14 protein-coding genes are annotated in these 12,970 nt (G+C 70.7%); 9 read left to right on the top strand and 5 right to left on the bottom strand.

What is annotated here, in order from left to right; genetic code table 11:
• Window positions 1–15 precede the first annotated feature (15 nt).
• Window positions 16–672 carry a TrmH family RNA methyltransferase gene (locus ACIA5G_RS08005; RefSeq protein ID WP_395921467.1) on the top strand — a complete coding sequence of 219 codons (657 nt, stop codon included), beginning with the start codon at window positions 16–18 and terminating at the stop codon, window positions 670–672.
• Between the two features lie 122 nt (window positions 673–794).
• Here ACIA5G_RS08005 and ACIA5G_RS08000 read toward each other — a convergent pair whose 3' ends face one another.
• The gene (locus ACIA5G_RS08000; RefSeq protein WP_395921465.1) at window positions 795–2,933 is read right to left on the bottom strand and encodes a molybdopterin oxidoreductase family protein; all 2,139 of its coding nucleotides are present in this window, start codon (window positions 2,931–2,933) and stop codon (window positions 795–797) included.
• Window positions 2,934–3,005: 72 nt separating this feature from the next.
• Between ACIA5G_RS08000 and ACIA5G_RS07995 the strand changes: the two genes are divergently transcribed.
• Window positions 3,006–4,028, top strand: a complete 1,023-nt coding sequence (locus tag ACIA5G_RS07995) for a glycoside hydrolase family 76 protein (protein ID WP_395921464.1) — start codon at window positions 3,006–3,008, stop codon at window positions 4,026–4,028.
• Here ACIA5G_RS07995 and ACIA5G_RS07990 read toward each other — a convergent pair.
• From ACIA5G_RS07990 to ACIA5G_RS07980, 3 genes are all read right to left on the bottom strand, one after another.
• A complete protein-coding gene (locus tag ACIA5G_RS07990) occupies window positions 3,993–4,517 on the bottom strand; it encodes a GNAT family N-acetyltransferase (protein WP_395921463.1) in 525 nt (174 codons plus the stop codon). The genes ACIA5G_RS07995 and ACIA5G_RS07990 overlap by 36 nt on opposite strands.
• Window positions 4,518–4,536: 19 nt before the next feature.
• Window positions 4,537–5,403, bottom strand: coding sequence for a LacI family DNA-binding transcriptional regulator (locus tag ACIA5G_RS07985; protein WP_395921461.1), 867 nt, complete (start codon window positions 5,401–5,403; stop codon window positions 4,537–4,539).
• 70 nt (window positions 5,404–5,473) lie between these two features.
• A complete protein-coding gene (locus ACIA5G_RS07980; protein ID WP_395921459.1) occupies window positions 5,474–6,511 on the bottom strand; it encodes a LacI family DNA-binding transcriptional regulator in 1,038 nt (345 codons plus the stop codon).
• 107 nt (window positions 6,512–6,618) lie between these two features.
• Here ACIA5G_RS07980 and ACIA5G_RS07975 point away from each other — a divergent pair, with 107 nt between their 5' ends.
• From ACIA5G_RS07975 to ACIA5G_RS07945, 7 genes are all read left to right on the top strand, one after another.
• On the top strand, window positions 6,619–7,635 hold the full coding sequence (locus ACIA5G_RS07975; RefSeq protein WP_395921457.1) for a substrate-binding domain-containing protein: 1,017 nt from the start codon (window positions 6,619–6,621) through the stop codon (window positions 7,633–7,635).
• 29 nt (window positions 7,636–7,664) lie between these two features.
• Window positions 7,665–8,642, top strand: coding sequence for an ABC transporter permease (locus ACIA5G_RS07970; protein WP_395921954.1), 978 nt, complete (start codon window positions 7,665–7,667; stop codon window positions 8,640–8,642).
• Entirely contained in the window at window positions 8,639–9,448 is an 810-nt protein-coding gene (locus ACIA5G_RS07965) for an ATP-binding cassette domain-containing protein (RefSeq protein WP_395921455.1), read from the top strand. Before ACIA5G_RS07970 ends, ACIA5G_RS07965 begins: the two co-directional genes overlap by 4 nt.
• Window positions 9,445–10,284 carry a PfkB family carbohydrate kinase gene (locus tag ACIA5G_RS07960; protein WP_395921453.1) on the top strand — a complete coding sequence of 280 codons (840 nt, stop codon included), beginning with the start codon at window positions 9,445–9,447 and terminating at the stop codon, window positions 10,282–10,284. The genes ACIA5G_RS07965 and ACIA5G_RS07960 overlap by 4 nt, the downstream gene beginning before the upstream one ends.
• Window positions 10,281–10,916 carry a nucleoside/nucleotide kinase family protein gene (locus ACIA5G_RS07955; protein WP_395921451.1) on the top strand — a complete coding sequence of 212 codons (636 nt, stop codon included), beginning with the start codon at window positions 10,281–10,283 and terminating at the stop codon, window positions 10,914–10,916. The genes ACIA5G_RS07960 and ACIA5G_RS07955 overlap by 4 nt, the downstream gene beginning before the upstream one ends.
• Window positions 10,913–11,656, top strand: a complete 744-nt coding sequence (locus ACIA5G_RS07950) for an SDR family oxidoreductase (protein WP_395921449.1) — start codon at window positions 10,913–10,915, stop codon at window positions 11,654–11,656. Before ACIA5G_RS07955 ends, ACIA5G_RS07950 begins: the two co-directional genes overlap by 4 nt.
• A gap of 177 nt (window positions 11,657–11,833) precedes the next feature.
• Window positions 11,834–12,247 (top strand): VOC family protein, encoded by a 414-nt coding sequence (locus ACIA5G_RS07945; protein WP_395921448.1) that lies wholly within the window; start codon window positions 11,834–11,836, stop codon window positions 12,245–12,247.
• 6 nt (window positions 12,248–12,253) lie between these two features.
• On the opposite strand, the gene ACIA5G_RS07940 is transcribed toward ACIA5G_RS07945, so the two are convergent.
• Window positions 12,254–12,922 carry a DedA family protein gene (locus ACIA5G_RS07940; RefSeq protein WP_395921446.1) on the bottom strand — a complete coding sequence of 223 codons (669 nt, stop codon included), beginning with the start codon at window positions 12,920–12,922 and terminating at the stop codon, window positions 12,254–12,256.
• Window positions 12,923–12,970 lie beyond the last annotated feature (48 nt).

Raw genomic sequence — 12,970 nt, 5'->3', positions numbered from 1 at the left:
GCGACAATCGTCGGTGTGAGCGCATCGCACGACGTCGGACCCACCGAGTGGGTGAGCCGCGAAGAGGTCGGCGTCGGACCCTGGCCGGGTGAGTGGCCCACCGACGAGCGGTACGACCCGGACCTGCTCCGGGACGGCGACCGCCGCAACGTCGTCGACGCCTACCGCTACTGGCGCCGCGAGGCGATCGTGTCCGATGTGGACAGCCGGCGGCACCCGTTCCACGTCGCCATCGAGAACTTCCAGCACGACCACAACATCGGCACGGTGGTCCGCACGGCCAACGCGTTCGCCGCGGCCGAGGTCCACATCGTCGGCCGCCGCCGCTGGAACCGGCGCGGCGCCATGGTGACCGACCGCTACCAGCACCTCCGCCACCACGACGACGTCGCCGAGCTGCTGGCCTTCGCCGCTTCGCGGAACCTGGCACTCGTCGCCGTCGACAACACGCCGGGCTCGCAGCCGGTCGAGACGGCCGACATCCCGCGCGAGTGTGTGCTGCTGTTCGGCCAGGAAGGCCCGGGCCTGTCGCCGTCGGCGCAGGAGGCGGCGTCCCTGGTGGTGTCGATCGCCCAGTTCGGCACCACCCGCTCGATCAACGCGGGCGTCGCGGCCGGGATCGTCATGCACGCCTGGGTGCGGCAGCACGCGGACCTGACCACCGCCTGGTGACGCCCAACCCGTTTCCGTGAGCCGCGGCGCCGGCCGCGGCCACGCCGACCGGCTCCAGAACCATCGCGCCCACTTACACGCTCTGGACCTGGCTGGGGAACACCGGTCCGAACCTGACGGGCCTAGGCCGGCGCGACCTCGACCGGGATGCCGTTCAGCACCGACGTCCCGGACGGCACGTCCAGCAGGGTCTCGTCGGCGACCAGGTTCGAGTTGACGCCGGGGTTCGCGCTCGCCACCCGCGTCCGCGAACCGGCGACGTCGTGGCCCCAGCCGTGCGGGATGCTGATCACGCCCGGGCGGATCTCGTCGGTCACCTCCACCGGCACCTCGAGCTTGCCGGCGCGGGACGTCACCGACGCGAGCGCGCCGTCGGTGAGGCCGAGGCGGGTCGCGTCGGCCGGGTGGACCTGGACCGTGCACCGGTTGCCGCCGCGTACCAGGGGTTTCAGGTTGTGCATCCACGAGTTGTTCGAGCTCAGGTGCCGGCGCCCGATCAGCACCAGGCCGTCGTCGAGCGGCTTGGCGAGCTCGGAGCGCAGCCGCGGGACGTCGGCGACGATCGTCTCCGGGGCCAGCTCGATCCGCCCGGATGCCGTGCACAGCACGTCCGGGACCCGCGGCTTCAGCGGCCCGAAGTCCATCCCGTGCGGCGCGGCCTCGAGGTCGGCCAGCGTGACGTCGTAGGGGCCGGCGCGCAGCAGCAGGTCGACCAGCCGGGCGGGCCCGGTGCGGTCCCCGGTGACCTCCAGCTTGTTCCGGCGCGCGGTCTCGGCGGCGACGAAGTCGTCGAGCGCCGCGACGTCCGCTTCGGGCCCCTGACCGGTGGCGATGCCGGTGAGCCGCAGCATCGTCTCCCACTCCTGCGGCAGCTTCGACGGCAGTGTGGCCGGCGTCCAGTTGGCGACGTTGCGCACCGACAGCTGGTAAAAGGCCAGGTCGAAGTGCGGGCGTTCGAGCGGTGACGGGCCGGGCAGGATGACGTCGGCCTGGCGCGACGTCTCGTTCAGGTAGACGTCGACGGAGATCATGAAGTCGAGCTGCTTCAGCGCCTCGGCCAGCCGCCCGGCGTTCGGCGTGCTCAGGCAGGGGTTGCCGCTGATGGTGACGAGCGCGCGGACCTGGCCGGCACCCGGCGTTTCGATCTCGTCGGCGAGCGTCGCGACCGGCAGTTCGCCGACCACCTCCGGGTACTTGCGCACGCGGCTGTGCCAGCGCCCGACGGCGAACGGGCGCCGGTTGCCGGTGGGCTGGCACGCGGCCAGCGGGAACATCGCGCCGCCGGGCTCGTCGAGGTTGCCGGTGAGCACGTTGAGGACGTCGACCAGCCAGCTCGCGATGGTGCCGAACGTCTGGGTCGTGGTGCCGATCCGGCCGTAGACCACGGCGTTTTCGGCGTCGGCCAGCTCCAGCGCCATCCGCCGGATCTCGGCGGCGCCGATGCCGGTGCGCGGCGCGACGGCCTCCGGCGTGAACGGCTGGGCCAGCGTGCGGACGTCGTCGAGGCCGTTGAGGTGTGCTTCGAGGCGGCCAGGATTGACGCGGTTCTCCGCAAACAGGACGTTGACCAGCGCGAACAGCAGCAGCGCGTCGGTGCCGGGCCGGATGGCGTGGTGTTCGTCGGCGAACTGCGCGGTGCGCGTGCGGCGCGGATCAACAACAACGATCTTGCCGCCGCGGTCACGGATGCCGCGCAGCCGTCCGCGGATGTCCGGCGCGGTCATCAGGCTGCCGTTCGAGACGAGTGGGTTCGCGCCGAGCACGAGCAGGTGCCGCGTCCGGTCGAGGTCGGGCACGGGGATCGCGAGCGGGTCGCCGAACATGGTGCCGGACGAGTAGTGCTTCGGCATCTGGTCGACCGACGTCGCGCTGTAGAAGTTCTTGGTGCCCAAGGCTTTGTAGAGCACCCGGCCGTAGAGCGTCAGCGCGATGTTGTGGACGCCGGGGTTGCCCGCGTACACGGCGACGGCGTCACGGCCGTGCTCTTCGAGGATCGGCACGAGCCGCCGGTCGATCTCGTCGTAGGCCTCCTGCCAGCTGACCTCGACGAACTCGCCGTCGCGCTTGAGCAGCGGCGCGGTCAGCCGGTCGGGGTCGTGGTGCAGCGCGCCGAGCGACGCGCCCTTCGGGCAGATGTAGCCCTTCGAGAAGACGTCCTCCTCGTCGCCCTTTACGCGCGTGACCTGCTGGTTTTCGTCGAGCGTGACGTCGAGCCCGCAGGTCGCCTCGCACAGCGGACAGGTGACGTGTGCCGTGGTCATGAGTACCTCGCAGGCCGTCGGGGTCCTTCAACATACCGAGCGGTATGTGGATGGGCAAGGCAGGATTGCGCCATGGACGTCTCGGCTGCCGAACGCGCGGTGACTGCCCGGCACCTGCGGCGGGTGTGGGGGCTGCCGTCGACGGTGCTGGGCCGCAGCGGCTGGCCGGCTTCTCCCGGCCAGCGGCTCCACTGGCATTGGAACTACTGGTGGCAAGCGCACCTGCTGGACACGCTGGTGGATGCTCAGCTGCGTGCGCCCACTCCTGAGCGCCTGGCGCTGATCCGTTCGTTCGTGCGTTCCGTGCGGTTGCGCAACTTCGGCCGCTGGACCAACGACTACTACGACGACATCGCGTGGCTCGGCCTTGCGCTGCAACGGGTGTCCTCGCTGGGCATCGACGTCGGCCCGGCCATCGCGGCGATCGACACGCAGCTGCTGTCGGGCTGGACGGAGGCGGCGGGCGGCGGAATCTGGTGGCGCCGCGGAGACGAGTTCAAGAACGCCCCCGCCAACGGCCCGGCGGCGATCTTCCACGCACGATCGGGAAATCTCACGCGCGCCCGCGAGATGACTTCGTGGATGACGTCCACTTTGGTCGATCCTTCCTCGGGGTTGGTGTGGGACGGCATCCGGACGGACACGGGCGAGCTGGTCAAGCACGTTTACACGTACTGCCAAGGGGTCTACCTCGGCGCGTGCCTGGAACTGTACGAAATGGACAATGCGGCGCGGACGGTGCGCGCGGTGGCTGAGCACTGTGCCCCGGGAGGGGTGATCCGCGGCCAAAGCGGCGGCGACGGCGGCCTGTTCGGCGCGATCCTCGCGCGGTACCTGGCGTTGGCGGCGCTTTCCTTGCCCGGCCCGGAGGCTGCGGTGGCCCGGTCCTTGGTGCTCCGCTCGGCGGAGGCGTGCTGGTCCGGCGCCGCGGAGGGCCCGGTGTTCAGCGCGTTCTGGGACCGCCCGGCACCGGCATTGCCACTGCCGGCGGACGCCCCGGAGCGCGACATGTCGGTCCAGGTGGGCGGCTGGATGCTGCTGGAAGCGGCGGCGACGCTGTCACCAGACGTCGCCGGCCCGCCAGTCGGCGGTTAGCTCGCCGTCGAGGTCAAGATCGAGTGGCGCCCGGCCCGGGAACACGTAAACGTTGTCATCGTCTTCGGTGCGCCGGATTCCGCCCGGCGTCAGCGCGAAGGTCGGGCCGCGCCACAGCTGCCAACCTCGTCCCGCGTACAACGGCGCCCCGGCCCTGGACGCGCTCAGCGCGCCCACCTCGTACCCGGGCAGCAGCCCTTCCATCACCACCATCAACTCACTCGCGATCCCGCGCCGCCGATGGTCCGCGTGGACCGCGACGCCCTCGACGTACCCGGTGTTCAGCACGCGGTCGCCGTGCAGGAGGCGGCGTTGCACGAGGGAGGCGTGGCCGACCAGCTCATCGCCGGAGAAGGCCAGCGCGTGCATCCCGCCGAGGGTGTTCTCCCAGCCAGGGAGGTCGAAGTCCTGGTACGCGCCCTCGAGCAGGTCTCGGACCGCACCGAGTTCGGCGGCCGGCAGCTGGGCGGTGTGCGCGAGTCGGATCACCTGGCCCATCCTGCCGCGGTCAGCATCCGCAGGACGCGCCGTGCAAGAACTTCGGGGTCAAGTGGATCGATTCCGGCGGCCGGTCCGGGTCCGCCATCCGGGACAGCAGCATCTGCACCGCGCGGCGGCCGATGTCCGCGATCGGCTGAGCCAACGTTGTCACCGCCGGGCTGACCCGGCGGGCCCAGCCCATGTCGCCGTAGCCGACCACTGCCAGCTCGGAGCCGATCCGGATGCCGCGGCGGTGGGCCTCGTACTGGACGCCCACCAGCATCGACTCGTCCGCGACCACCAGCGCCGTCGGGGAGGGCCAGCCGTCGAGGAGCTTGGCCGTGGCGCGGGCCGCTCCGCCCGAGGTCGACAGACCGCACTCGACCAGCTCGCGGTTAAAGCGCAGGCCCGCCTGCTCCAGCCCCAGCCGGTACCCGCGGACGCGCTCGCGGCTGACCTCCTGGCCGTCGTCACCCGAGATCAACCCGATCTTGCGGTGCCGCCGCTCGGTCAGGTGCTTGACCAGCGACGTCACCGCGTGCACGTTCTCCGTGCCCACCTGGTCGACGTCGTTGCGGGCGGCGAGGCGGTCGACCAGCACCGTCGGGACACCCATCCGGACCAGGCCGTTGATCACCGCTTCGTCACCCGGCGACGGGACCAGCAGCACGCCGTCCACCAGGTCCGCCCGCAGCGCGCGCACGACCGCCGCCTCTTCGCTGACGGTGTCTTCGGTGTCGGCCAGCATGACGTCGCACCCGGCCTGGGCGGCGGCGCCGCGGATGGCGCGCAGCAGCTCACCCGAGTACGGGTTCGCGTGCACACCCATGGCGACGCCGATCCGGTAGGTGACCGGGGGGTCCCACAACCGGAGCTCTGGCGAAAGTGCGGTCATATGCCCTCGCAGACGCTCAGCCGAAAGGTAGCCGCTGAACGACCGGCGGGAGACCCCTAACTCGGAACAATCACTGATGTGAGTGAACCGGCGGGCAGCCGCACGACTCACGGTGACGCAGGGTGGGCGGGAGCCGCACCGTCTCGGCCTTGCGGGCGGGGTCGTTGATCCGGGCCAGCAGCAGCCGCACCGCCTGCCGGCCGATCTCCTCGATCGGCTGCGCCATCGTCGTCAGCGGCGGGTCCACCAGGTCCGCCCACTCGACGTCGTCGTAGACGACCACCGGCATGTCACGCCCGATGCGAAGGTCCCGCCGCCGCGCTTCGTGCAGCACCCCGACCATCATGCTGTCGTTCCCGACGACCAGCGCGGTCGGCGGCTCGGGCAGCGCCAGGAGTGTGCTCAACGCCAGCGCGCCGCCCTCGCGCGACGAGTTCCCGCAGGCCACGAGCTCGGACGACCACGTGAGCCCGGACCGGCCGAGCCCCAGCCGGTAACCCAGCACCCGCTCCTCGCTCGTCGACAGCCCGGGTGCGCCGCTGATCATCCCGATCCGCCGGTGCCCCAGCGTCGCCAGGTGCGCGGTCAGCGCCGACGTCGCCTGGATGTTCTCCGTGCCGACCTGGTCGACGTCGGCGCGGGTGGTCAGCCGGTCGATCAGCACCGTCGGCACGTCCAGCGACACCAGCTCGCCGATCACCGGTCCGTCGCCGGGGGCCGGGGTGATGAGCAGCCCGTCGACGCGGCGGGAGCGCAACGCTCGCACCGTGTCACGCTCGGTGTCCGCGGTGTCGTGCGTGTCGGCCAGCAACACGGTGTACCCGTGCAGCGAGGCCTCGCGCTCGATCGCCTGCATCAGCGTCGCGAAGTACGGATTCGCGACCAGCGAGATCGCCATGCCGATCGAGCGCGTCCCGCCGGTGACCAGCGAACGCGCGATCGCGTCGCCGGTGTAGCCGGTGGTCTCGATCGCCCGCAGCACGGCGGCCTTGGTGTCCTCGGCGACCGCGCGCGTCCCGTTCACGACGTGCGAGACGGTGGTGATCGAGACGCCGGCTAGCTCGGCGATGTCGCGTTGGGTCGGCCGCGACGATCTCGGCTGGGGCATGCCAATCCTTTCCGGCAAGCGTTTGCGCAAACGCTTGCGTCCTCCGTGCAGTCTGTCTACCTTCCCGACCATCGGCAAGCTTCGACACGAACAAAGGGTGGGAGCCCATGAGACAGCGAAGTCTCACCGCACTCGCGTTGGCCGCCGTCCTCGCCGCGACGACCGGTTGCACGGTCGAACGCCATTGGGGCGGCAACACCAACACGGGCGGGAGTGGCAAGGCCAAGGTAGGCCTGGTCACCAAGACCGACACGAACCCCTACTTCGTGGCGCTTCGCGATTCCGCGAGAGCCACCGCGCAGGCCAACGGCGCCGACTTCAACGCCCTCGCCGGGCAGTTCGACGGGGACAACGACGGCCAGGTCCGCGCCATCGAGAACCTCATGCAGCAGGGCGTCAACACCATCCTCATCACGCCCAGCTCCTCGACCGGCGTGCTGAAGGCCATCAAGGACGCCCGTGACGCCGGGGTCCTGGTCATCGCCCTCGACACCGCCACCGAACCGCCGGACGCCGTCGACGCCACCTTCGCCACCGACAACTTCGCGGCCGGCGAGCAGCAGGGCGCCTACGTCAAGGCCGCGCTCAAGGGCACCCCGCCCAAGCTGCTGATGGTCGACGGCACCGCCGGCAGCTCGGTCGACACCCAGCGCCACGGCGGTTTCCTCAAGGGCATCGGGCTGACCGACGGCTCGCCCGAGATCAAGGGCCACACCGCGGCCAACGGCGACCAGAGCCTCGCCCAGCAGGGCATGGAGAACCTGCTCCAGCGCAGCACCGACATCAACGCCGTGTACTCGATGAACGAGCCGATGGGCCGCGGCTCCTACGCGGCGCTGCAGGCCCGCGGGCTCACCGGGCAGATCGTCATGGGCTCGATCGACGGCGGCTGCGAAGGCGTCCAGAACGTCAAGGACGGCCAGTACGCGGCGACCGTCATGCAGTTCCCGAAGAAGATGGCCGAACAGGGTGTGCTCGCCGCCGTCGAGTACGCGAAGACCGGGAAGAAGCCCACGGGCTTCCTCAACACCGGATCCGCCGTGATCACCGACAAGCCGATGCCCGGGGTCGAAAGCCACGACACCGCGTGGGGTCTGCAGAACTGCTGGGGAGGCGCACGGTGACATCTACAAACGCGACGACGGCAACCGCAGTGTCCACAAAGGAACGTGAGTCGCTCGGCGAGTTCCTCCTCCGCGCCCCCGCGGTCGGCCCGGCGCTCGCGCTGATCGTCGCCGTCGTGGTGTTCTCGCTGGCCACGGACACCTTCTTCGACCTCGACAACCTGTCCACAGTGGTCCAGCAGTCCCTGGTCGTCGGGACGCTCGCGCTGGGCCAGACGCTCGTCATCCTCATCGCGGGCATCGACCTGTCCAACGCGTCGTCGATGGTCGTCGCGACGCTGATCATGGCGAAGCTCGCCGCGGCCGGCACCAACGGCTTCGTCGCGCTGCTGGCCGGGATCGTGCTGACGATCATCGTCGGCATGTTCATCGGCGGGCTCGCGACGCGGGTCAAGCTGCCGGCGTTCATCATCACGCTCGGCACGTTCACCATGCTCACCGCGGTGTCGAAGCTGATCGCCGGCGGCCAGGCCGTGCCGGTGACCGACGGGCTGCTGCAGTGGCTCGGCACCAAGCGGTACCTCTTCGGCGGCATCCCGATCACCTACGGCATGACGCTGGCGCTGCTGATGTACCTCGGTGTCTGGTACGCGCTGACCAAAACCGCGTGGGGCAAGCACGTCTACGCGGTCGGCAACGCGCCGGAGTCCGCGCGGCTGTCCGGCATCAAGGTCAACCGCACGGTGCTGTCGGTGTACATCGTGGCCGGGCTGGCCTTCGGCCTCGCCGCGTGGCAGGCGCTCGGCCGGACGCCGAACGCCGACCCGAACCAGTTCCAGCTCGGCAACCTCGACTCGATCACCGCCGTCGTCCTCGGCGGGACGAGCCTGTTCGGCGGCCGCGGCTCGGTGCTCGGCACGCTGATGGGCGCGCTCGTCGTGGCGGTGCTGCGATCTGGGCTGACGCAGATGAACGTCGACGGCAACTACCAGGACCTCGCCACCGGGGCCCTGCTGATCGCCGCCGTCGTGGTGGACCGGATCGCGAGGAGGCAGCAGCAGTCATGACTGAACCCATCCTCCAGGCCCGTGGGCTGGTGAAACGCTACGGCCGCGTCACCGCGATCGACGGCGCCGACTTCGACCTGCTCCCCGGCGAAGTGCTCGCCGTTGTCGGGGACAACGGCGCCGGGAAGTCGTCACTCATCAAAACCCTGTCCGGGGCGGTGATCCCGGACGCCGGTGAGATCAAAGTGGACGGTGAGACCGTCCACTTCAAGTCCCCGTTGGACGCCCGGCACTACGGGATCGAGACGGTGTACCAGGATCTCGCCGTCGCGCCCGCGCTCGACATCGCGTCGAACATGTTCCTGGGCCGGGAAAAACGGCTGAGCGGCCCGTTCGGGCTGCTCCGGAAGCTCGACATGGCCACCATGCGATCCGAGGCGCAGCGGATCCTCGACGAGCTGGGCATCAACATCAAGTCGATCACCCAGCCGGTCGAGACGCTTTCCGGTGGTCAGCGCCAGGGTGTCGCCGTCGCGCGCGCGGCGGCGTTCGGCACCAAGGCCGTGATCATGGACGAGCCCACTGCCGCGCTCGGTGTGGCCGAGTCCGGCAAGGTGCTCGACCTGATCGGCCGGATCCGCGACCGCGGCCTGCCGGTGGTGCTGATCAGCCACAACATGCCGCACGTGTTCGACATCGCCGACCGCATCCACGTGCACCGCCTCGGCAAGCGCGTCGCGGTCGTCTCGCCGAAGACGCACTCGATGAACCAGGTGGTCGGCCTGCTCACGGGTGCGTTGCGGCTCAAGGAGAACGGCGAGATCGAAGAGGCCGCAGCCGCCACCCACGTGGCCGGCTTGAAATGAAGTTGCTGCTGGTGGGACTGTGCACCGTGGACGTCGTCCAACGGGTCACCGAGCTCCCGGCGCCGGGCGAGAAGGTGCAGTCGCTGCAGGTGGACGTCGCGGCCGGTGGGCCCGCGACGAACGCCGCGGTGACGGCCGCCGCGCTCGGCGCCGAGGCGACCCTGGTGACCGTCCTCGGTGCACACCCGCTGGCGGCGCTCGCCCGCGCCGATCTCGAAGCGCACGGCGTGCGGGTGGTCGACCTGGCGCCGTCGCGGTCCGAGCCGCCGCCGGTCAGCGCGGTCGCCGTCCGGGATCGAGACGGCGAGCGCACGGTCGTCTCCCGCAACGCCGCCGGCTCCGAGGCCACTTGGGACGGTGCCGTCGAGGCGGACGCGGTCCTCCTCGACGGGCACCACCCGAACCTCGCGCTCGCCGTCGCCAAGGCCGCGAACGCCGCCGGCGTGCCGGTCGTGCTCGACGCCGGGAGCTGGAAGCCGGTGCTCGACGAGCTGCTCCCGCTGGTCGACGTCGCCGCGTGCTCCGCGCACTTCACCGCGCCGGAACCCGGCCTCCACCAGCGTGGTGTCCCCACCGTCATCACCACCGCGGGGCCCGGCCCGGTGCGGTGGTCCACTGCGGACGGCAGCTCGGGTGAGGTGCCTGTCCCCGCCGTGGAAGCGCGAGACACACTAGGAGCGGGAGACGTCTGGCACGGCGCGCTCGCCGTCGCCGTGGCCAGGGGACCGTCGGTGACGGACCGGATTCGCTTCGCCAACGAGGTGGCCGCCGAACGGGTGCGGTTTGTGGGACCGCGGTCTTGGACGACCGCGATCGCAGGAAGGGACAAGACATGACGGCGTTCGACGATCTGCTGGCCAGGGCCGAGGGGCTGACCGTGCGCGGGCAGCGCAACGTGCTCGGCATCATCGGCGCGCCCGCGTCCGGCAAGACCACGCTGGCCTGGGCGTTGGCCAACGCGCTCGGCTCGCGCGCCGCCGTGGTCGGCATGGACGGCTTCCACCTGGCGCAGGTCGAGCTGCGCCGGCTCGGGCGCGCCGAGCGCAAGGGCGCGCCGGACACGTTCGACGCGGCCGGCTACTACCACCTGATCCGCAGGCTCGCCGAAGGCCGCGAAACGGTTTACGCGCCGGAGTTCCGCCGTGAGATCGAAGAGCCGATCGCCGGCGCCGTCCCGGTCGCGCCGGAGGTCCAGCTCGTCATCACCGAGGGCAACTACCTGCTGCTGCCGGACGACCCGTGGAGCGCGATCCGGCCGCTGCTCACCGAGGCCTGGTTCCTCGCGCCGGACGAGCCCGAGCGCATCGAACGGCTGGTGTCGCGCCACCGCCGCTACGGCCGGTCGCTGGTCGAGGCGCGGCAGCGCGCGCTCGGCTCGGACCAGCGCAACGCCGACCTGATCTCGCAGACGCGGGACCGGGCGGACCTGGTGCTGGAGAACCTCCCGCTGGTGAACTTCGCACTGTGAGCGTCCTGATCGTCACCGGCGGCAGCCGTGGCATCGGCGCCGCCATCTGCTCGCTGGCGGGTTCGCGCGGCTACGACGTCGTCGTGAACTACTCCGGTGATCCCGCGCCCGCTCTCTCGGTGGCTGAGGAGGTGCGGTCAGCCGGGCGGCAGGCGGTCGCGGTCCGCGCGGACGTCTCGGTCGAGGCCGACGTCCGCGCGCTGTTCGACGCGGCTGCCGAGCTCGGCCCGGTGTCCGGCCTGGTCAACAACGCCGCGACGGTCGGCAACACCCCCGGTCGGCTCGACTCCTACGAGGTCGACGTCGTCCGGCGCACCCTCGACGTGAACGTCACCGGCGTGTTCTTGTGCTGCCGCGAGGCCGTCCGGCGGATGTCGACGCGGCACGGCGGCCACGGCGGCGCGATCGTCAACATCTCGTCGACGGCCGCCCGCACCGGCTCGGCCGGAGAGTGGGTGCACTACGCGGCGTCGAAGGCCGCCGTCGACACCCTGACCTTCGGCCTCGCCCAAGAGGTGGCGGCCGAGGGCATGCGGGTCAACGCGGTCCGGCCCGGCATGATCCACACCGGCCTGCACGAGGCCGCCGGACTGCCCGGCCGGCTCGAGAAGTACGCGCGGCAGATCCCGATGGGCAGAGCGGGCGAGCCGGCCGAAATCGCCGAAACGGTGCTGTTCCTGCTGTCACCGGAATCGTCCTTCACCACGGGCGCGATCCTGGACGTTGGTGGCGGCCGGTGATCAGTCGAGCACCGCTCGTATAACGTGAATGACCTTCGGTCACCGGTGTCCGCCTGCTGAGACGTCCGGAGACGACGAGATCACGATCGGACGGGGAACTTGGTCACCGCCGTTTCGGCGAGCGAACGCTGTGCAACTCTGGGGAGCCGCCACGCCGAAAGGACGGCTTCCAGAGCCATGGCAAAACTCATGTCCGTGCACCATCTCGCGCTCACCGTGACCGACGTGGACCGCAGCGTGCCGTGGTACGTCCGGGTCCTCGACCTCGAGGAGGTCACCCGGCGCGAAGAGCCGGACACGGGGCTGCGGAAGGTGGTGCTGAGGTCCGCGGGCGACGAGTTCTCCGTGGTGCTGGTGCAGCACGCCGACACCGGCAGACGCGGGTTCGACGAACGCAGAGCCGGCCTCGACCACGTCGCCTTCAAGGTGGGTTCGACGGCCGAACTGGTCGAGTGGGAAGAGCGGCTCGCGGAGTTCGGCGTCTCCTACCTGCCGACGGCGCCGTCCCGCACGTTCGAAGGTTCGCAGGTCATCGTGTTCCGCGATCCGGACGGCATCCAGCTCGAGATCTGGGCCGACCCGGAACTCTGAAGCGCGTCAGGCGCGCGCGTCGTCCGTCTCTTCGACGGGGCGGCGCATCTCCTGGCGGTAGCGCAGCACCCCGTACCCGGTGCCGAACACGAAGAACACGATGCTGATCCACAGCGCGGCCGTCTTCAGCCACGGCAGGGTGTCCAGCAGGCCGGCGCCGTAGTAGCCGAGCAGCACCAGCGTCGGGACCCAGAGCAGGCCGCCGAGGGCCGTCGCGACCATGAAGCGGCGCGGGTCCATCCGGGCGGCGCCGGCGATCAGCGGGGCGAGCGTGCGGATCCACGGGATCCACCGGGCCGCCACGATCGCGAAGAAGCCACGCCGGTCCAGGAACTTCTGCGCGCGGTCGAGGGCCTGGCGGTTCAGCACCTTGCCGTCACGGCGCGCGATCAGCTTGGTGCCGCCGGTGCGCCCGATGTAGTAGCCGATCTGGTTCCCGAGCACGGCGACGATCAGCGCGGCTCCCGAGAGGAACCACGCGTTCGCGTCCGACCCGTGCTGCGCCAGCACCACGCCGGCCCCGAACAGCAGTGAGTCACCGGGCAGGAACAGCCCGATGATCAGCGCGCATTCGACCAGCACGAAGCTCAGCACGATCACCCAGACGAGCAGCGGTCCGGCGGTGTCCAGCCAGCTCACGCCGACGCCCGCGGCCTCGATGCTCACGACGTTCACACCCGGAGCCTACGTGCCCGAGGTGAACTCCCCGCGGCGAACGGTCGA

The organism is Amycolatopsis sp. NPDC051758, assembly GCF_044453095.1.
Classification (GTDB): Bacteria; Actinomycetota; Actinomycetes; order Mycobacteriales; family Pseudonocardiaceae; genus Amycolatopsis.
Note: the sequence above shows the minus strand (reverse complement) of the source record. Positions and strands in the feature narration are given on the sequence as shown.

Bases quoted from the DNA above. Each gene is read 5' to 3' on its own strand.
- ACIA5G_RS08000 (WP_395921465.1), bottom strand. From the start codon at position 2,933: ATGACCACGGCACACGTCACCTGTCCGCTGTGCGAGGCGACCTGCGGG.
- ACIA5G_RS07995 (WP_395921464.1), top strand. From the start codon at position 3,006: ATGGACGTCTCGGCTGCCGAACGCGCGGTGACTGCCCGGCACCTGCGG.
- ACIA5G_RS07985 (WP_395921461.1), bottom strand. From the start codon at position 5,403: ATGACCGCACTTTCGCCAGAGCTCCGGTTGTGGGACCCCCCGGTCACC.
- ACIA5G_RS07980 (WP_395921459.1), bottom strand. From the start codon at position 6,511: ATGCCCCAGCCGAGATCGTCGCGGCCGACCCAACGCGACATCGCCGAG.
- ACIA5G_RS07975 (WP_395921457.1), top strand. From the start codon at position 6,619: ATGAGACAGCGAAGTCTCACCGCACTCGCGTTGGCCGCCGTCCTCGCC.
- ACIA5G_RS07965 (WP_395921455.1), top strand. From the start codon at position 8,639: ATGACTGAACCCATCCTCCAGGCCCGTGGGCTGGTGAAACGCTACGGC.
- ACIA5G_RS07960 (WP_395921453.1), top strand. From the start codon at position 9,445: ATGAAGTTGCTGCTGGTGGGACTGTGCACCGTGGACGTCGTCCAACGG.
- ACIA5G_RS07955 (WP_395921451.1), top strand. From the start codon at position 10,281: ATGACGGCGTTCGACGATCTGCTGGCCAGGGCCGAGGGGCTGACCGTG.
- ACIA5G_RS07945 (WP_395921448.1), top strand. From the start codon at position 11,834: ATGGCAAAACTCATGTCCGTGCACCATCTCGCGCTCACCGTGACCGAC.